The following is a 19,055-nucleotide window of genomic DNA, read 5'->3' as shown; positions in this document are numbered from 1 at the left end:
GTTTTAGGGGGAATATGTCTAATTAGTGCGTTTGTGTTGCGATTTTATTTTTTGCTGATGGTGATGCTTGAGCGGTTTTTTTCTCAAACCGAGAAATCCACAAGTAAGCTAATCCTGCAAAGACTGCTGTCATAAACACATTGATAAAAAATGCTTTAACAAGATCGACACCAGGAGGGAAGGCTGAAGCTGTCATACTTACAATAAAGATAACAATCAGCACTGATACCATTCCCATGCCAAACAGACGAGAGCCCATACGGAAATCACGTGGAGTATCATCATGTTTAAGACGGAATACAAAATAAGCCACCATAATAAAGATCGGTGGTAACATTGCAGTACCCGCAGTTAAGTTAATTGCCGTACTCATCATTTCTTGAACTGACTCAGAACCAAAACCGTTAGCAATCAGCATGATAAATACAAACCCAAATTGCCACCAAGCGGCACGTACAGGGACACCGTGTTTATTTAGCTGAGTCGTTTTTTCACCGTATACACCTTCTGGAATTTCTGAAAAGTGAATTTTAACTGGTGCTGCAGTCCACATCATCATCGCACCAAACATGGCAATAAATAGTACGATACCAACAAAACGACCGACTAAAGGCGCTGAAATATCGAAGTAATGTGCCATACCCGTAAAGATTTCAACCATACCGCCAGAGTAAGTTAAGTCGCCTCGTGCAACAAAGACGTTAACGAGTAAAGAGCCAATCGCGTACATGCTGCCAATAAGCACACCTGCAGCAATGATCACTTTAATAAATGATTTCTGGCCACCTTTAACATCGTTTAAGTATGCGGCTGCAGTTTCTGCACCACCAGCTGCTTGGAAAATCCAACACATAATACCCAATGTTGCCCAGTTAATGGTTGGGGTCATGGCTGCTAAAGTAATTGGCTCAGCAGGGGGAGTGTCACCATTTAATGCCATTAAGGCACCAATAACATAAATAGCAAACAGCGCGAAGACACCATAAGCAACGAGCTCTGAAATTTTACCTAGCCATGTTGCACCTTTGGTTGAGATATGCGTTGCGGCGGCAAATAAAACAATCGAAATCATCGACGTTACCATTGGCGAGAATGCATATTCATAACCCAACATAGCATAGGATGCGTAGGCAATAACGTTAGGTAACAATGAGATAAACCAAAATAGATTTACAAACCAGTATAAAAATGAACCCATATAGGCCGCTTTGGTACCAAGTGGCTGTTTGATCCAATCATACATACCCGATTCAGAGTTTTTATTGGCAGAGACAAATTCAGCAATGATGAAAACAAAAGGAATGAAATACACTAGCGTGGCAAAAAGAAAAATGGGGGCTGAACTTAACCCTAACTCGATGTTGTTATTAACGATATTACGGACATTGAATACTGCTGCAAATGTCATAGACAATAGAGCAAACTTTCCAATCGTACCGCGCATAGATTCAGACATAATGTCCTCCGTTGAATCGATTCCATGATAACTCAGGCTAGACGTAAATGTGTTATCAAAAGATGCGAGAAAGAAACCACTAACTTAATGGTGTTAATGCCATCAACTTAGTTAACATGGAATGGATTTTAGTAAAACTTTTACTAAAATATAGCGATGAAAAGCTTTTCCTTTAACTTGGTCACAGTTTGCTGTTGATTGAATGTCGACAATGTGATCTTAGTTAAGAGTTATTATTTAATTATCAAAAGCCGATAAAAATGCACTAAAAATGAATGTTTTATGTACAGTTGTTTTTATTTATGATTATAAATCAGTTGATTAAGGCAATTTTAAAATTAACGAGAAGGCCTGTTATTTACAGTTGTTATTATGAGCGAAGTTATCATCTTAAATCAGTCACCAACGATTAATGTTTATGTGATAGAAAACATGAGTAACTAACAGATATAAAAAAAGAGCGAAAATTCGCTCTTTTTAGAAAAAGGTAATCAGTATTTGTTAATTAACGTTCCCAGTATGCTTCTTCTAAGCAATCTTCACGTTCTGGTAAACCATGAGAAAGGCGAGGTGCGTGTTGAATCAGCACTTCGTAACTTACGCGGTTTGAGTATTGGCAAATTTGAGAGAATGAAGAGTATGACAAAAACTGCGCAGTATGTTTTGCAGAGTTAGGTACATTGATTTTATGGAAACGGTTTGCTGACATATCATGCAATAGTGCAGAAAGTGCAGCATCGCCTGCGCCGTTGGTATTTTTAATTTCCATCGGGCCACCAAGGTAAGGTGCAATATGTGAGTAAACACGAATAGGGTTTTCACAATCTGCTTTTGCCATTGGACGACTGAATTCATATTTATTAAATTCAGGGATTTGACCAGGCAATAATGGCAATGTTGATTCACGTTTTAGCTCGTCATCAGTGTAACCTGCCATATAAAGACCTGCAGGGCCAGCAGTACACAATACCATATCAACCCATTCTAGTGCTTTATCAGCAGCCATTAGAGGATCTGTTTCGCCTGTAAGTGCTTCAGCTTCTTCTTCATTCATTGCGATACAGGTAACGTGTTCTTTGATGAACTCAATCCACCATTCACGTTTATCTTCAATAACGTATTTAGTACCAAGGGTCAGTACTACAGGTACATTATTCTTTTTAGCAAATTCAATGGCTTTAAGTGCTGCATCTTTCATTGGGTCGGTAGGTTTACCGCGAACCAAGTAAGAAGAAAGCACAAGTGCAGAGGCTTGTTTAAATGCACATTCAGGAATGCTATCAGGACGAAGCTGATTCATTTGGCCTTCATTGATTGCAAATGTACGCTCACCATCTTTGGTGATCAACGTGTAACAACGACCAATCGGGCCGCATACAGGCTGTAAGTAATCAAGATCAATACGGCTAGAAGTATTACAAAGGTAACGATAAGCATAAGAGCCAATTTGAAGATCTTTGCTCATTACGCCAAGTAAAATTGATTTATCGTCCGCTAATACAGAGTAGTTATGTAACGTATTACCAATTGTATCACCAGGGTATTCATGGCTGATCAATTTACGTTCTTTTAATTCCTGATACAGCAGTTCAGCTTTATCTTCATCAAGGACTAATGAATGGCCTTTACTTAGAGCATGTCTGGCTAAAAAGTCGTCATCGACACGGGCTTCAATATCAACAATCGTTTGGCCTACGCCAACAAGATGTGATTTAGCTAATGGGTTTTCTTGTTGAATTTGAACAACCAATGGATCGCGAGCATTGACAGGGAAGTAATGCTTTGACTTACGTTGACCAGGAAATTTCATGTCTAAAGGCTATAGAAATAAGGGATTTTGATTCATTCTATCATAAAAATGAGAGATAAATCTCACTTCTTTGATGTTCTTACATTGAAATAGATTCTTTTGCCGCTTTTTTAAACGACTTGTTCAAAAAGCTACGTACAGATACCAATAAGGTAAGTTTAATGGTGTTTTTATTGTTCAATTCGTATGGTTTGTTGGTAAATAATAAGAGAACATTTATTGCTATGACTGGTCATTACAGGCTACTTTTATAAAAAAAGCCGCATAAGCGACTTTTTTGTTTAAAAACGATAAATTTAGTTTAAGCGTTTGAGCTCTTGTTGAGCACTTGTACCACCAACAGGACGGTTAACAGAAATCGAACGGCCTTTTTTCATGCCTTTTTCGTAGTCATCTGTTAATGCTTTCATTGCTTCTTGGAGTTGCTTTTTAAACGTTTCACGATCTAAATTTTCAAACTGCTTATCGATATAGTTGGCCATACGTTGGTCATGATCATCATCAGTATTTAAAACGGGTAACTTTTCTAATGCACCTTCAAGCCAGCCTGCCAGAAAGGATGATACGCGACGAGCTACTTCTGCTGTACTTGTACCTGTACCGGCAAAGCTGTTGCGGAATTGACCTGTTTGTTGGTTCATTTCACGGTAAACAATATCAAAGGCAAATGCTGCAAAAATAGCACGCTCAGCAGTGCCGATAAATTCAGCTTGTTTTAACCCTTTATAATTAGTTAGAACGCACTCAACCCCAAAGCGACGATTAATACCACGAATGATTTTGAGAATTTGTGAACTAATATCCGCTGGTAATAGTGTTTTTGATTTGGTTTTGCCCATCTTAATGAATTCAATATCGTCTTTTTCTAGACCATATTTGAGCATGAGGCGGTGAGCCATACGAATGGCTTGGGCGGCTTCGTTTACATTTGCTGAGTTACCCAACTCAAGGCATTTTGCAATTTTCTTGAGGGCCTTTCGCTTCTGTTCTGACATTAAACATACTCATGACTAAAAGAGGGCACATATTTTACCGCTTTATGACCACATACTACAAGCATCGAATTGTGATAACTGTGAGAATTGATATTAATTGCGATAGGAGATTGATCTTTTGTACTGTTGTAGTTTGAAAAATATCATCTAATTATTCGGTATACAGAATATTGGACAAGTTGAATTATCAATGTTAAGAATAGTTACCAGATGAAAAGGATATTATTTAAGCTTTTTAAGTTATTGTAAAGTTAGGAGTTAACATGACAAATCAATATATTCCGCCACAACAATGGAAGTTTGATAGTAACAATGGTGGTCAATGGGCACAGATTAATCGTCCAGTGTCAGGTGCGACACATGATAAAGAGCTACCGATCGGTAAGCATCCGTTACAGCTTTATTCTATGGGGACACCCAATGGACAAAAAATCACGATCATGCTTGAAGAGTTGCTAGCAGCCGGAAAAAATGATGCCGATTATGATGCTCATTTAATTAATATTTCTGAAGGAGACCAATTTTCTTCTGGTTTTGTTGATATTAACCCTAACTCTAAAATTCCTGCTTTAGTTGATCATTCCGAAACTCCAGCCATTAATGTATTTGAATCCGGTTCGATTCTGGTTTATTTGGCTGAAAAATTTGATTTGTTTTTACCTAAATCGGGTAATGGTCGTGTTCAAGTGATGAATTGGCTATTTTGGCTACAAGGTTCTGCACCTTATCTCGGTGGTGGTTTTGGGCATTTTTACGCCTATGCACCAGAAAAATTTGAATACCCGATTAATCGTTTTACGATGGAAATAAAACGCCAGTTAGATGTACTTGATAAACAATTAGCAAATAATCAATATATCGCAGGTAATGAATACAGTATTGCTGATATCGCTATCTGGCCGTGGTATGGCAATCTTGTATTAGGATCTTTATATAATGCAGGTGAGTTTCTTGATGTGGCAAGCTACGTTCATATTCAACGCTGGGCAACAATGATACTTAATCGACCCGCGGTACAAAGAGGGCGAATTGTTAATCGAACCTGGGGGGAGGCGTGGGAACAATTGTCTGAACGACATACCGCTCAAGATATCACAGATGTATTGTCAAACAAGTTATAATTAATCTAGAACAGCCATTAATATAAATGGCTGTTCTTAGGTCTATTTTATTGCAGTTTGTTAACGACTGGTTTTGCTGGTGCACTGTTACATAAATACGCATTAGCAAACATGGTGACTGAGCTTGAGAAATCAAGTGACTGGTAGAGGTAGATTGTATCACCACCTAATTCAGCAGCCTTACTACGCATTTGATTTAATGTCCCCCAAACCATATCTTTATCAGCATGGAACCAGTAATCATAAAAATGACCTTCAGAGCCATAGACTATTCCTAAGCGTTGACAATTCTCTATTGCCTTAACATCATCCCAAATTACATCAACTTGATTAGACTCTGGCGTAGGAAAAGTCACACAGCCGCTTAGTAGTAATGTTGAGGCTAACATAGAGCTAACCAGAATGTTTTTCATGTAAAGTTCACGAACAAAATAAATGTCGCGCGAGTGTAAGTAAAACAGTGAAACTGGCAAGAAAATAAAACCAGTAGTTAGACAAATATAACATTATTATTGCACGATATTGATGCTATGTGCCGGTTAGTCTTATAAACGAATACTTAATCGAATGACGCTATTTATTTGTAAGTGATTTTTTTACTGTATTTTTGAGTAATAACATAAAATTTTTGAAGTGAGGCATAAAATCAATAAAGAGAGAATGCTTACGGTTTGCCATTAATATTGGACCTAATAGCCGTAATGAAATGCCTATTCTTGTTGCTTGAGTTTCCTCCAAACCGCTATTTTGTTTTAAATTATCAATAATATTAAACAAGTTTTCTCTATCTTGAAATTCAAATTGAATTGTTTTTGGAATCGCACTTTTAGGTTGTAACTCTTCAACAGTAATGCGGTAACTATTTTCGTGAGTATTTTTATTAGACATAAATAAGATCCTATTTGAAGTAAATATCAATATGGTTGATAATATCAACTATAAAGCAATGTGGTTGATAATGTCAATCATCTAAAGAAAGCATAGGAGCTACTTATGGTCAACAACACACCCTTAGATAATTTATTTCAGTTGGTACATGCGTTAAAACGTCAGTTACATCAACAGATTGAACAGCTAAATCTTGATATTACCCCAATGCATGTACGTGTGATTAAAATCATTAATAACATCACACCGTGTACAGCAATCGACATAGCAACAGTATTAGATCGGGATAAAGCACAAATTACACGTTTACTTAGCACGTTAATAGATAAAGGATTCATCATTAAAGCACCGAACCCAGTAGATAAGCGTAGTTCATACTTGTGCGTGACCGATAGCGGTATGGCTGTTATAAAAAAATTAGCGGATATTGATTTGCTGTTGCAGGAAAAAATAACTCACAATGTCAGCACTGAAGAGGTTGCACTATTTCAACAACTAGCAAAACAAATGACCCATAATCTTCGTGAGCAATAATCAACTTGTTGTTGAACGGTAGTCTTTGCATAATATGCAATGTAATTTCAATCACAAATAGCAGATAAATGACTTCTTCATACCATAATATTGATGTGCCTTTTGACTATCGTCATACCTGTTGGTTTTGTGGTGAGCCGTATTTTGACAGTCATGCATTTATGGCTGTTCCAAATTATGATCACCAAACTTTACCGATTATGCTGCCGTGTTGCCAAGAGTGCTTTAGCTTTGCCAATGCGATAAAGGTGAGTAGTTTAGATTTACTGCGCGACAAAGTGAAACAACAGCTGCATAAAAAATATCATAAGCATCTACAGATTGGTGTTAATTGGACCAAGGAAGAGCTTGAATCGTCTGAAATGGATGGTAAAGCGTTAGAAGGGTTTCGTATTAGCGGTTGGAAGATGTTTGAGATCGCTAAAGAACGAGTGAACTACACTGGTTGGCCGATTTATATTGATGGACTACCTTGTTACGATGTCACAACAACATTTCAGTTTGAATATGACGGTATTATTTACACCAGTTTAAATCATGCCGTGACTCAATTAGCAGCCTTATATGCCATTCCACAGCCATATCTTGAGCAAGTGATTGAGCTGGTGGGGCGTGAAAAAATGACTTATGCCTTACGTTTTTGTAAAACGACTTATGGTTATTCGCCAGCAGAGCGAGAATCAAGTCTAGCAAGTTTACGGGCATTATTAGCAGAAGAACAAACAAACGCGTTAGCATCTCAGCATAGAACAACCACTCAACGTGATATTGCGTTAGCTGATATTAAAGAGTTAATGCTATATCGCACTATGATTTCACCACATGCTATTCATTGGGCGTTAAGTCGTGGTATTCAAACATTAGCGGAATTAGCAGAGTACGAAGAACGGTTTTTTGAACATTTCAGTAAAGAGTCAGAGCTTACTGCTTTTACTTATTTTAATGGCTTACAAATTTACTTTGAAAAACGTGAATTAGAACCGTTATGGGCTCAAAATGATGATCCTAATCGAGCATTATTCCTGTAAAACAACAAAATAAATAAGCCCGTTGGTCAGTTAGCTTGTGATGAGCAACGATAACAACGGGCGTATTTTTGTTTAATTAACAAACAGGGTGAGGACGATTAATTATGTCGAGCCCATACCATAGTACGGCCTTTGTCATCAAAAGCGACCACACTGTAGCTATCTTTCTGATCACCATATTCCATACCAGGTGATCCCATTGGCATGCCACCTACTGCGAGGCCTTTCATACGGGTTGGCTTTTTAGCGAGAAAGCGCTTGATGTCAGCAGCTGGAATATGCCCCTCAAAAGTATAACCTTCAATTTGTGCTGTATGACAAGACGCATATTGAGGTAATACACCTAACTTAATTTTTGTTGGTGTTAAGTTTTCTTGGTAAACATTTTCTAATTCAAAGCCATTATCTTTCATATGCGTTACCCATTCTTTACAGCAACCACAATATGGCGATAAGTAATTCGTACCTTTGATAATAGGTGCAGTTTCAGCTGTTGCAGTAGCTGAAATAAAAACAGTAAGGGCAAGTAACGTACGGTTGATGATCATGATGACATTCCTAAAATATAACAGGCTTGCACGTTATTAAGCTAAAGAGTGCCAAGCCGATAGTGAAAGTTAAGTGTTGAAAGCTGGAATAACACTTATGCTATCGGTGGTTTTAGCAATGGCTCATGGTAATAACGGATAAGTTGATAGTGCACATTAGGCAAACTTTCTGGATGACGATACGATTGAAAACTAAAACTAGGCAGTAGTGCGGGTTGGTGCTGCGATGAGCATTCGCTATTACAATCATCGTTGCAATGAGAGTGAGATGAATCGGTAATAATAATTGAGCGAGTTGCAATATTATTAGCGTTATCACAGCAGGTACTCTGTTCCATACTGCAAGACGACATGGAAGTTGGCATTATTTTTGTGGTGTTAGCATACGCTGTATTGGTAAATACAGTTACGATAAGCAAGCTATACACAATAAAAGATAACCAATGTCGTATCATTTTTATGCTTACAATCCTAATAATGAGTGAGCATTATAAGTTCAATATGCAATTCAACAATAAATAACTTGTAATAAAGTATTAAATTACCATTATGTATTCATGGTGTGAATAATGTGACACATATTCTTACAGCTAATTTATGGATGAAGAAAATCAATTCGTTTAAATTTACGCTTGCGCAATGGAATGAATAACGATGGGTTTATTCAATACGGTGAAAGCGTTTAGGAAAGAAAATGGCATATACCGAAAAAGATCGTCAAGTTTTGCACGATACATGGATGAGCTACAAAGCAAAAATGCGAATTACTCAAATTGAAATGGCTAAAAAGCTAGGGTTAACGCAACTTGAGTTTTCAGACATTTTACGAGGTGATACTGTCATTCAACATCAGTTTGTTAATGAGTTTTGCAGTATTTTGAGTATTGATCCGGTGCTAATACTTCCATCATTACGTGAAGCAGTGCAGAAAGGTACACTCAATCACTCTGTCGTAAAAAATACATTTATATTTGATGGTGAGATTAAAAAAGTTACCTACGAAGGTAACCAGTTGGTTGTTGAATACGAACATACTCCAACAGCAAGTTAACGATAGTCTCATGATTGAGGTTATAAACATTAACTTATAAAAAAGGCTCATCGCATGATTGTGATGAGCCTTTTTAATTTGTTATGTTGTTAGATTATTTCTTTTTTTTCTTAGCATGTTCATCCCATTCAGGGATAAAGAAATATAATACAGCTGCTGAAAGTATTGAGCCCATGACATCAGAAGGGAAGTGCATACCTAGCCATAAACGGCTAATACCAACTCCTGTTGCCCAAATGATTAATCCACCAGCAACAAGATAATTACCTCTACGAATAAAGAACCCACCCCAGAAAAGCACACAGATAGCAGCAAAGATAGTATGACCAGATGGGAATGAATAATTGGTTTCGCCTTCCCAGCTACGTAAACGCCAAGGACTTATATATGTTGCTGCTTGTTTAACTACTTTATCTTTTGCAACAGAATCTAAGGCATAGAAATCAGCTGGTGAATCAACAAGGTGCAAGGCTTGTAGTTCATAAGTGTAAGGACGAGGAATTGCAGTCTCGTGTTTTAATACCGTTTTTGTTACGAAACTTAATACAAGCAGAATACCAAATTGAATCCATACTTTAGTGATAGTTTTTTTAGGTAGCTTTAAAAATACAGGTATAAGACAAAGCAATGCTGCTGTAACAAGGAAGAACGGACTGCCAGCACTATCTGTTAATAAAGCAAATGATATACCAGCAGCATTACTGACTGGTGTCGTTAAGGCTGGTACTGGCACTATATGAATAGCAATAAAAAGCAATATGGCAAATAGTGCTAATGCAATAAAGTTAGGTAGCTTTTGGGATATAAAATTCATCATGGAGAAAATTCAATCTTATCTTTATATAATTATTAAGTAAGCCACAAAAATTTTAGTCAGCTGTCATTAAATTGACATTTTTTCATGGTTTAAAACTGGAGTCTTTTTTCGCATAAATTATACCGAATGTCATTAAGAATATCGTTGAATAACTTATTGTATGCTTATTTGTCAGGTAAGGTTCATCTTTCTCATTTTAGTAACATGAATAAATTAAATTATAAGTGAATAATTAACAAAACATATGGTTAATAAAATGTGATCTTTGTGAATATTTATGGGGTATTCTAGTGAACTTTCTCAAATTGTGAAGGCTGTCACGTGAAATAGAGCCAACATTAAGAAAACTTAATGTTTATCCTAAACTAAGTTTAGCTAACTACTGTATGGTTAATGCATGCTTAAACGACATATGTTGTTTATTACTTTTGATGTGATGATATGGAGAAGGGAATGAGTATTCTTGGACATTTCCAAAAGCTCGGAAACGCGATAATGTTTCCAATCGCAGTATTGCCTATTGCTGGTATTCTATTGCGTATTGGACAACCCGATCTACTAAATATACCTTTTATTGCAGCAGGTGGTCAGGCAGTTTTTACTAACTTAGCACTGTTATTTGCAATGGGTGTTGCTGGTGGTTTCTCGAAAGATAATTCAGCAGCAGCAGCAATCGCAGCAGCGGTTGGTTACTTCATTATGATGGCTGCAATGAAAACCCTTAATGCTGATGTCGATCCTGGCGTTGCGGGTGGTATTATTATTGGTGTGTGTGCGGGTCTTTTATATAACCGTTTCAACGCAATTAAATTACCAGAGTTCCTAGGCTTCTTTGGCGGTAAGCGTTTTGTTCCTATCATCACAGGTTTAGTTGCATTGGTGCTTGCTTTTGCATTTAGCCTTGTATGGCCGCCTGTACAAGATGCTATCAACCATTTAGGTAAGTGGATTCTTACTAGTGGTGTTCCTGGTGAGTTTGTATACGGTGTTGCTAACCGTCTATTGATTCCACTTGGTCTACATCACATTCTAAACAGTATGGTTTGGTTTGTATTTGGTAACTACACCGATCCTGCGACTGGTCAGATTGTGACGGGTGAGATCTCACGTTTCTTTGCTGGTGACCCATCAGCTGGACGTATTCTAAGTGGTTTCTTCCCTGTAGTAATGTTTGGTCTTCCAAGTGCAGCATTAGCATTCTATGTAACGGCTAAGAAAGAGAATAAGAAAGTTGTTGGTGGTATGTTATTGAGTGTGGCATTAACTGCATTCTTAACTGGTATTACTGAACCAATTGAATTCATGTTCATGTTCCTAGCACCTGGTTTGTATGTAGTACATGCTATTCTAATGGGTGTTAGTATTGTTGTTGCGTCAATGCTTAACATTCACATGGCATTTAGCTTCTCTTCTGGCTTAATTGACTACGTCCTAAACTACAATGCGCCAGCAGCGCATAACTCATGGGAAATTATTCCAATGGGTCTAGTGGTTGGTGCTATTTACTTCGTGATCTTTGTTGGTGCTATTAAGATGTTTAATCTTAAAACACCAGGCCGTGAAGATGCACCAGAAGAAGATTCAAACCCAGACTCAGATAGCAAAGTCGATTTAGCTCTACAATACCTGGAAGCACTAGGTGGTAAAGATAATCTAACTGATATCTCTGCTTGTATTACACGTCTTCGCCTAGGTATTGTTGACCGTTCAATCATCAATGATGCTAAGCTAAAGCAACTAGGTGCGAAGGGTGTAGTAAACGTAGGTTCAAATAACCTTCAAGTTATTATTGGTCCACAAGCTGAAATTATTGCTAACCAAATGAAAGCGATGTAAGCATCATTGTTTAAGCAAAATACAGTATTCGCGATTCCATAATTCCCCCTATGGTCGCGTTAAACGGTCTACCTTTGGTAGGCCGTTTTTTTATATCTAAAAAACCGTCGATGGACTGTGTATAATCATCTAAATACGTAATATCGGGCCAATGAGCGATAAGCATTAAATGAAAATATTAGTAATTGAAGATGATCTAACAACACGTGAGTTTGTTGCTCGAGGATTACGAGAGCATGGGTTTGTGGTTGATGAAGCTGAAGATGGTCATCAAGGATTAATGATGGCAACCAACAATGAGTATCAATTAATTGTGTTAGATCGCATGCTTCCACAACTTGATGGATTAAAAGTTCTCACGGCATTGCGAGTTACTGAAAACCAAACACCAGTATTAATATTAAGTGCAATGGACAGTGTTGAAGATCGTGTAACAGGGCTTACTGCTGGTAGTGATGATTATTTAACCAAACCATTTGCGCTAGCAGAGCTCGTTGCACGTGCAAATATTTTGGTTAAACGCAATCAAACCGTAGCGACTGTCTCTTCTGAGTACAGCTATGATGATTTAAGGTTAGACATAAAATCGCACCGTGTATGGCGTGGGTCTCGATTGATTAATTTACAGCAGAAGGAGTTTTTATTACTGCAATATTTAATGGAACATGTTGAAAGTGTTGTTTCTCGAATGAGTTTGTTTGAATCCGTTTGGAGTTATCATTTTGATCCAAAAACCAACGTGATTGATGTTCATATTGCCAATTTGCGTAAAAAATTAGAATCTGAAGGAGAGACCAGTTTAATTCATACTGTTCGAGGGGCGGGTTATGTCTTACGCCGGGCCTGAAAACCTGTCGCGATCAACTATTTTTAAAGTGTTGATGTATTTTATTACCTGTGTTGCTTTTATTTTCATCTTATTTATTAATCAGGTAGTCGTTAGTTCAGAGACGTTTTACCACCAACAATTAAAACGTGATTTAGTCAATGAAGCTAATTTGTTTACGATGATGCTCAACAAAGGTAATAGCGTCGAACTTTATAAAACGATAACGCAACGTAGTAAAAACAACACCACATTTAGTTATATTGTACAACCAGCAAAACCTGTTGTTGATGAGATAGCGACTTACCCTGCAGCGTCATTTATTTTTAGCCGAGGAAAAACAACACAGCTGTCTCAAGTGGTTAAGCTACCACGAGGGATGGAATTAGAGATAAAAATTAACCCGCAATTTATGCAAGCTTATCGCCAGACTGTTATTCCGATGCTGCTGTCTGGAATTGCTGTGCCAGTCATTATCATGTTGGCCGGGGCTTCACTGTTTGCAATTGTAATCTTAAAGAAGTTAGCCCGTGTTAATCAGGGTATGAATCGAGTTATTTTAGGTGAAAAAGGGGTCAAGCTACCAGTGAGTAGCAATGATGATGAATTCGATGTGTTAACTATTCACCTAAATTTTTTGATTGAACAGGTCGAGAAAAAAGAAACATCGCTAAAAGCACTCTCTGTGGGGATGGCACATGATTTACGCACACCCATTGCGCGAATGAAATTACGTCTCGAGCGATTGTTAACCCAACCAACTGAACCCTATACGGATGAATTAGAAGCCTGTCATGATGATTTAGAAGTATTGTTGAGTATGTTTAATGGCATGCTGGAAATTGCTAATTTAAACAGTGGCAAGCAGCAGATTGATAAAGAGTGGGTTGATTTATCTCAAGTGTGCCGTGACGTGGTTGAATTTTTGTTGCCTATTTCAGATGAAAAAAAACAGCAACTCACATTTAGAGAAGATCAACCATACCGGTTGCAAGGTGAGCCAAGTTTATTATTTCGAGCTGTTTATAACTTGGTTGAAAATGCGATTAAATACACTCCTGAGCACGGAGTCATTAATGTCATTGTTGATCATTTTGGTATTGTAGTAACAGATAATGGCATGGGTGTGTCTGATGAAGACAAAGAGAAAATTCGTGAGCCGATGTTCCGTGCCGATCGTAGTCGAACTCATCAAGGATTTGGATTAGGGTTATCGTTAGTGGAAGCGGTAGTGATTCGTCATAATGGTGAATTGGTTTTTAGTGATAATAATCCCGGTTTACGGTCTCGATTGTATTTACCACTCGCGTCTGAATTAGTGTCAACGTTGAGTGATTAATAATAACGTAGTGCCATTGTTCTAAAAACAGCAAGACAAAAAAGCCCAATGGATACTTATCAATGAGAAAGATAAGTGCTAATTGGGCTTTTTTTATAGAAAATAGATTGGCTATTTAGCTATTAGTCGCATTGAATTTATCTTTACGCTCATTAAAACGTGAAACTAAATCATCAATACCATCTTGGCAATAAGGTTTTAATCCGCTCATCAGCATACGTTTACTGCCTGTACCGACGATTTCACCATTTTCTTTAAAGCAGAAATGCAGCGTTACGCTACCACGTTTGCCTTCAACTTCAATAATAGAGTCAGTTAATTCAACGGTTGGCGCACGAAGATCTAAACGTGTGAAATCAAGTTCCATACATTCATAGATCACTAACGGGCGAGTAGGATTAATCATGATATCTTTTGATTTCATCAAAGGTACCATAATGTGTGGAAAGTTCATTCCTGAAAATTGCACATAGTTTTTAGTAACTTGTGAAATTAAGACCTCATCCTTTGTTGTTTCACCGCTGCGTATCACATCCATGTAGACTTTGCCCGTACAGTCGATAACCGCTAGTTCTGTCGGGGATTTGATGTCTATAAGTAGGCAGCTTGATTCATTGATCATGCCTGCAAATTCGAAACGCATTTTTTGGCTAAGGCCAACGTTGGCTAGAAGAACCGAAAAAAGCAGATCGCCAGGTACACAAAAACGCTTGTTATCTTCATCATGAAGCGGGTTAAAGTCACCGGCTACACGTTTTGCAAAATGGCTTGCTTGCTCACGAGTAAAAGATAATTCACCGTCGTTATTTGAATAATATGAATCTAAAAACATGTTTACTTATAATACCTAAAAATAAGACTGCCGCTATTCTACATCATAAATATCACTTTAATGGTCTAGCCAGATGATATTAATGTAAATACATATATTGACGAAATACATACTAATAGTAGTAGACATAAAAAAGCCAAGCAATATGAGCAATGCTTGGCATTATGTAGTCGCTGTTTTATTGACTAAAAGCGTATATTAAGTGGAATAACAGTCACTTTATCGCCAATCTGGGCATATTCTTGCAGTGGTGGAATTTCAATTAAGCAATTAGCTTCACTCATTGAACGTAAAATACCTGAACCTTGTGAGCCAATTGTTTTTACTGACAGGCGGCCATTAGCATCCCAATGGTAATACCCACGTAGATATTCGGTTCGTCCATGACGAGATCGTAGCGGCTCAGCAGCTACAGCAGTATATGTTTGTGGTTGCCAATTTTGATGGCCCTGTTGTTTGCGAATTGCAGGTTCAACAAATTGTAAAAATGTCACCATGACTGCAACGGGATTGCCGGGTAAACCAAAAAATGGCACATCATTAATATGACCAAATGCTAATGGGCGTCCTGGGCGCATATTGATTCGCCAGAAGTTAATTTCACCGAGTTTATCAAGTACAGTTTTGATGTAATCAGCATCGCCAACAGAGACGCCACCAGATGATAAAATCATATCGGCTTGGTGGCTCGCTTGACGTAACGTCGTTTCAAGCGCAGTTTCATTGTCTTCAATAATGCCTAAATCAACTACCTCACAACCTAAACCGGTTAATAAGGCAAATAAGCTGTAGCGATTTGAATCATAAATGCAGTTTTGTTGTTGTGCTTCACCTGGGGCTTGCACTTCATCACCGGTTGAGAAAATAGCAACACGCAAAGGTGCATTGATTGTTAGTGTGCTTAACCCCAGTGATGCGATCATACCCAGTTCTGGCGCGGTGATTGTTTGGCCTTTAGCAACAGCTACTTGGTCAAGAGCAAGATCTTCACCCGCTAAGCGAACATTTTGACCCGCTTTAATTGCGCCCATGGTGAGGTTAAATGTGACGGTGTCACCATCTTGTTGTGCTTGTTCTCGCATTATAACGGTATCGGCACCTTGTGGAACGGGAGCGCCTGTCATAATACGTACTGCTTCACCTTTCTGTAATGGGTGAGGGTAATGATGTCCTGCAAGCACTTGACCGACAACGGTATAGCTTTTTAAATGAATATCTTCGCTGCGAATAGCATAGCCATCCATTGCTGAATTGGTATGCTGTGGCACATTTACTGGCGACAGAATATTGCTATGTGCGATATGTCCAAGTGCTTGTTTTAGCGAAACCGTTTGTGGATTATCAACAACAGATATCTGATCAAGAATGCGCTTTCGGCCTTCATCAACCGATAACATTCCTTGTGGTTGAACAGCATCACAACTGGTTGTTTCGATTGAGTGCTGGTGCGATTGGCGACTGAATTGCACCACGAAATCGGTTAGTTGTTCAATATCATCAATGCTTATTTGCGGTAAGGTTGTGTCTGCTTTGGTGTCACTTGCAATCGCAATGATAGTGTTATCGTCTTTATATAGCCACGGCTTGTTAATGACTTGGCGGCGTAATTCAATCTTTGGAAAGTCGAGCTTCTTAAATCCTTCGACTAAAATAATATCAAGTTGCGTTTGATCTAATTGTCGAATTAAAGACGGTAAGCTTGCTTCTGCTAAGGGGGTTTCAGTGATCAATGCGCGACGATAGCGAGAGGAGATAAGCATTTGGTGTGCACCCGCTTTTCTTAATCGGTAGCTATCTTTTCCTTGCTGATCAATATCAAAGTCATGATGAGCGTGTTTGATTACAGCAACGCGTAGGCCACGTTCAACCAATTTAGGTAACATGGCTTCAATAAGGGTTGTTTTACCGGTACCACTAAATGCAGCAAAGCCTAATAAAGGCACAGAGGCGTTAATTTGACTCATGGCGTACTCCAAATTGTGATAATTCTTCAGGGGTATTGAGGTTGATAAAGGCGTCGGCTTGATCACTGAAATCAACTGTAATCATGTTACATTGACGATAAAGTAAAATTATCTTGCGATCGCCGTTAGCTAAAAAAGCTTCTAATTTTGGCAGAATACGACGGTGTAGAAGTGTCACAACAGGTTGAATATAATCGCCATTATGTGCCACCGCAATATCGGTATCTGGTTGACATGCTGCCGCCATTCTTGTTACTAAATCAGCCGGTAATTGCGGGCAATCGCAGGGTACAAAACCAATCCAGTCATTATCTATATGGTGTAGCGCTGCATGCATACCACCTAAAGGACCTGGATAATTTTCAATGCTATCGCCAAAAACATCACCATATTGGCGATATAGATCTTGGTTACGGTTTGCGTTAATACTGATATGAGATGTTTGTGGTGCTAGGGTATTAATCACATGTTGAATAAACGGTTGGCCTGCAAGTTCAATCAAGCCTTTATCGTTGCCTCCCATACGGCTGGCTTGGCCACCCGCTAAAATGACCCAATGGGTTTGTTCAGGCGTAGGCATAATTATCCTTATTGTTTTTGGTATCTTTAACGAGTTGGAGATCGGCTCGTTCAATTAACTGGGTATCATTGATTGTCCATTGGCGGCGACAAAGTGCAGTGAGTGCATTTTGTTGATGACTAGTGATCACTAAACTGGTGCCTCGTGACAATAAATCTTCCGCTAAAATAACTTGGCGATTAATTGACTCTTGATCCATGCTCGCACTGGATTCATCCATTAATAGTACACTGGGCTTAAGTACCCATGCTCGTGCCATTGCGACGCGTTGGCGTTCACCACCAGATAAAACGGACACATGCTCATTAGCCAGAGTTTCAAGGCCGACCATCCGCAAAGCATTAATGGCTTCATTTCGGCGTTTTTGACGATCTTTAATCGCGTATCGTAACCCATAGCATACATTGTTAAACACTGTAGCATCAAACATATATGGGGTTTGATGGAGATAGATAATACTCCCTTCATAACAGCCACTAAAGAGACGTTTAAAAAAAGTATGCTGATGAATATTAATCGTACCGGTGGTCGGTTTTTGTAAGCCAGCTAACACTTTCAATAAGGTTGTTTTGCCAACTCCGTTATCACCCGTTAAATAGATAGCGTCTCGTGGTGCTAAATTGAGTTGTGGAATATGAAACAGTAGACGGCTTTTAAAACGAACTGAAAGGTCGAGTGCCTGAATGGATGCATGAGTCATAATTAAGGCCTCGGCTTAGTTAGTTCGCAAATGGGCTTTGCCACGGGCGATAGATAAAATAAAGTTTAGACCTAAGGCTAGAATAAGTAACACCATTCCTAAGGCTACACCTTGAGCAAATGCACCTTTTGAGCTCTCAAGCGCAATTGCTGTCGGGATATTTCGAGTTGAATTTAAAATGTTGCCACCGACCATCATTGAGCAGCCGACTTCGGTGATCACACGGCTAAAGGAAGCCACAATGGCTGCAATTAACGGAAAGCGGCTTTCCCACATTAAACTGATTAATGCGCGAGGGTAGCTCGATCCTAAGGTGAGTGCTGTTTCCCATGCACGGCGATCACTATTTTGAAAGGCAGCATGCATCATCGATACTAAAAGTGGAAAACAGATTAATACTTGACCTAATATCATCGCTTTTTGGGTAAACAGCATTTGCCAATCGCCTAATGGTCCTGCGCGTGATAACAACATATAAAGCAGTAAGCCAATGACTACTGTCGGAACGGATTGTAAGGTATTCATTAAAGAGAGTGTGAGCCAACGACCAGGGAATTTACCATAAGCTAATGCAAAGGCAATCAGTAGTGAGGGGATAATGACTAAGGCGATGGCAAAAAGAGACACCGAAAATGACACCCCGACAATACCCCAAAGTGCGCTATCGCCACTAAAAAGAAGTTGAGTTGCTTGCTGAGTTGTCTGCCAAATATTCATGCTAATGTCTGTT

Annotated in this window: 20 protein-coding genes; 7 read left to right on the top strand and 13 right to left on the bottom strand. The window is 38.6% G+C overall.

All coding sequences use genetic code 11. From position 1 onward, the window contains the following. Positions 1–22 precede the first annotated feature (22 nt). From PMAL9190_RS01665 to PMAL9190_RS01655, 3 genes are all read right to left on the bottom strand, one after another. Positions 23–1,456: an amino acid permease gene (locus tag PMAL9190_RS01665; protein WP_087843631.1), complete on the bottom strand. Its 1,434-nt coding sequence runs from the start codon at positions 1,454–1,456 to the stop codon at positions 23–25. Positions 1,457–1,961: 505 nt separating this feature from the next. Then, positions 1,962–3,266 (bottom strand): inosine/guanosine kinase, encoded by a 1,305-nt coding sequence (locus tag PMAL9190_RS01660; RefSeq protein WP_060998016.1) that lies wholly within the window; start codon positions 3,264–3,266, stop codon positions 1,962–1,964. A gap of 296 nt (positions 3,267–3,562) precedes the next feature. Next, the gene (locus PMAL9190_RS01655) at positions 3,563–4,261 is read right to left on the bottom strand and encodes a DUF2786 domain-containing protein (RefSeq protein ID WP_065168904.1); all 699 of its coding nucleotides are present in this window, start codon (positions 4,259–4,261) and stop codon (positions 3,563–3,565) included. Between the two features lie 263 nt (positions 4,262–4,524). Between PMAL9190_RS01655 and yghU the strand changes: the two genes are divergently transcribed. Continuing rightward, entirely contained in the window at positions 4,525–5,382 is an 858-nt protein-coding gene (gene yghU / locus PMAL9190_RS01650; protein WP_087843630.1) for a glutathione-dependent disulfide-bond oxidoreductase, read from the top strand. Between the two features lie 47 nt (positions 5,383–5,429). Here yghU and PMAL9190_RS01645 read toward each other — a convergent pair whose 3' ends face one another. After that, positions 5,430–5,795, bottom strand: coding sequence for a DUF4156 domain-containing protein (locus PMAL9190_RS01645; protein WP_087843629.1), 366 nt, complete (start codon positions 5,793–5,795; stop codon positions 5,430–5,432). A gap of 160 nt (positions 5,796–5,955) precedes the next feature. Next, positions 5,956–6,270 (bottom strand): DUF3861 domain-containing protein, encoded by a 315-nt coding sequence (locus tag PMAL9190_RS01640; protein ID WP_087843628.1) that lies wholly within the window; start codon positions 6,268–6,270, stop codon positions 5,956–5,958. Positions 6,271–6,375: 105 nt separating this feature from the next. On the opposite strand from PMAL9190_RS01640, the gene PMAL9190_RS01635 reads away from it, so the two are divergent. Both PMAL9190_RS01635 and PMAL9190_RS01630 read left to right on the top strand, forming a co-directional pair. After that, a complete protein-coding gene (locus PMAL9190_RS01635) occupies positions 6,376–6,804 on the top strand; it encodes a MarR family winged helix-turn-helix transcriptional regulator (protein WP_087843627.1) in 429 nt (142 codons plus the stop codon). A 68-nt stretch (positions 6,805–6,872) separates the two neighbouring features. Then, entirely contained in the window at positions 6,873–7,832 is a 960-nt protein-coding gene (locus tag PMAL9190_RS01630; RefSeq protein ID WP_087843626.1) for a hypothetical protein, read from the top strand. 98 nt (positions 7,833–7,930) lie between these two features. On the opposite strand, the gene PMAL9190_RS01625 is transcribed toward PMAL9190_RS01630, so the two are convergent. Both PMAL9190_RS01625 and PMAL9190_RS20055 read right to left on the bottom strand, forming a co-directional pair. Then, a complete protein-coding gene (locus PMAL9190_RS01625; protein ID WP_087843625.1) occupies positions 7,931–8,380 on the bottom strand; it encodes a DUF411 domain-containing protein in 450 nt (149 codons plus the stop codon). 95 nt (positions 8,381–8,475) lie between these two features. Beyond that, complete coding sequence (locus tag PMAL9190_RS20055; protein ID WP_144384296.1) at positions 8,476–8,718, bottom strand: hypothetical protein; 243 nt, start codon at positions 8,716–8,718, stop codon at positions 8,476–8,478. Positions 8,719–9,074: 356 nt separating this feature from the next. On the opposite strand from PMAL9190_RS20055, the gene PMAL9190_RS01620 reads away from it, so the two are divergent. Next, complete coding sequence (locus PMAL9190_RS01620; protein WP_087843624.1) at positions 9,075–9,431, top strand: transcriptional regulator; 357 nt, start codon at positions 9,075–9,077, stop codon at positions 9,429–9,431. Positions 9,432–9,525: 94 nt separating this feature from the next. On the opposite strand, the gene PMAL9190_RS01615 is transcribed toward PMAL9190_RS01620, so the two are convergent. After that, positions 9,526–10,248 carry a phosphatase PAP2 family protein gene (locus tag PMAL9190_RS01615; protein WP_087843623.1) on the bottom strand — a complete coding sequence of 241 codons (723 nt, stop codon included), beginning with the start codon at positions 10,246–10,248 and terminating at the stop codon, positions 9,526–9,528. A 453-nt stretch (positions 10,249–10,701) separates the two neighbouring features. Here PMAL9190_RS01615 and nagE point away from each other — a divergent pair, with 453 nt between their 5' ends. The 3 genes from nagE to PMAL9190_RS01600 all read left to right on the top strand — a co-directional run bounded on the left by nagE (position 10,702) and on the right by PMAL9190_RS01600 (position 14,249). Next, entirely contained in the window at positions 10,702–12,084 is a 1,383-nt protein-coding gene (gene nagE / locus PMAL9190_RS01610; protein WP_087843622.1) for an N-acetylglucosamine-specific PTS transporter subunit IIBC, read from the top strand. A 169-nt stretch (positions 12,085–12,253) separates the two neighbouring features. Next, complete coding sequence (locus PMAL9190_RS01605) at positions 12,254–12,931, top strand: response regulator transcription factor (protein ID WP_087843621.1); 678 nt, start codon at positions 12,254–12,256, stop codon at positions 12,929–12,931. After that, entirely contained in the window at positions 12,912–14,249 is a 1,338-nt protein-coding gene (locus tag PMAL9190_RS01600; RefSeq protein ID WP_087843620.1) for a sensor histidine kinase, read from the top strand. Before PMAL9190_RS01605 ends, PMAL9190_RS01600 begins: the two co-directional genes overlap by 20 nt. Positions 14,250–14,364: 115 nt before the next feature. On the opposite strand, the gene PMAL9190_RS01595 is transcribed toward PMAL9190_RS01600, so the two are convergent. The 5 genes from PMAL9190_RS01595 to PMAL9190_RS01575 form a co-directional block, all read right to left on the bottom strand. After that, positions 14,365–15,081: a DUF3581 domain-containing protein gene (locus tag PMAL9190_RS01595; protein WP_087843619.1), complete on the bottom strand. Its 717-nt coding sequence runs from the start codon at positions 15,079–15,081 to the stop codon at positions 14,365–14,367. Between the two features lie 185 nt (positions 15,082–15,266). After that, positions 15,267–17,045 carry a bifunctional molybdopterin-guanine dinucleotide biosynthesis adaptor protein MobB/molybdopterin molybdotransferase MoeA gene (locus PMAL9190_RS01590; protein WP_087843618.1) on the bottom strand — a complete coding sequence of 593 codons (1,779 nt, stop codon included), beginning with the start codon at positions 17,043–17,045 and terminating at the stop codon, positions 15,267–15,269. Further along, positions 17,032–17,625, bottom strand: coding sequence for a molybdenum cofactor guanylyltransferase MobA (gene mobA / locus PMAL9190_RS01585; RefSeq protein ID WP_087843617.1), 594 nt, complete (start codon positions 17,623–17,625; stop codon positions 17,032–17,034). Before mobA ends, PMAL9190_RS01590 begins: the two co-directional genes overlap by 14 nt. Further along, entirely contained in the window at positions 17,612–18,325 is a 714-nt protein-coding gene (locus PMAL9190_RS01580) for an ATP-binding cassette domain-containing protein (RefSeq protein WP_087843616.1), read from the bottom strand. The genes mobA and PMAL9190_RS01580 overlap by 14 nt, the downstream gene beginning before the upstream one ends. Positions 18,326–18,340: 15 nt before the next feature. Continuing rightward, complete coding sequence (locus PMAL9190_RS01575; protein WP_087843615.1) at positions 18,341–19,042, bottom strand: ABC transporter permease; 702 nt, start codon at positions 19,040–19,042, stop codon at positions 18,341–18,343. Positions 19,043–19,055 lie beyond the last annotated feature (13 nt).

The sequence above is a fragment of the Photobacterium malacitanum genome (assembly GCF_900185615.1).
Classification (GTDB): Bacteria; Pseudomonadota; Gammaproteobacteria; order Enterobacterales; family Vibrionaceae; genus Photobacterium; species Photobacterium malacitanum.
This window is presented reverse-complemented; position numbering and strand designations above follow the sequence as displayed.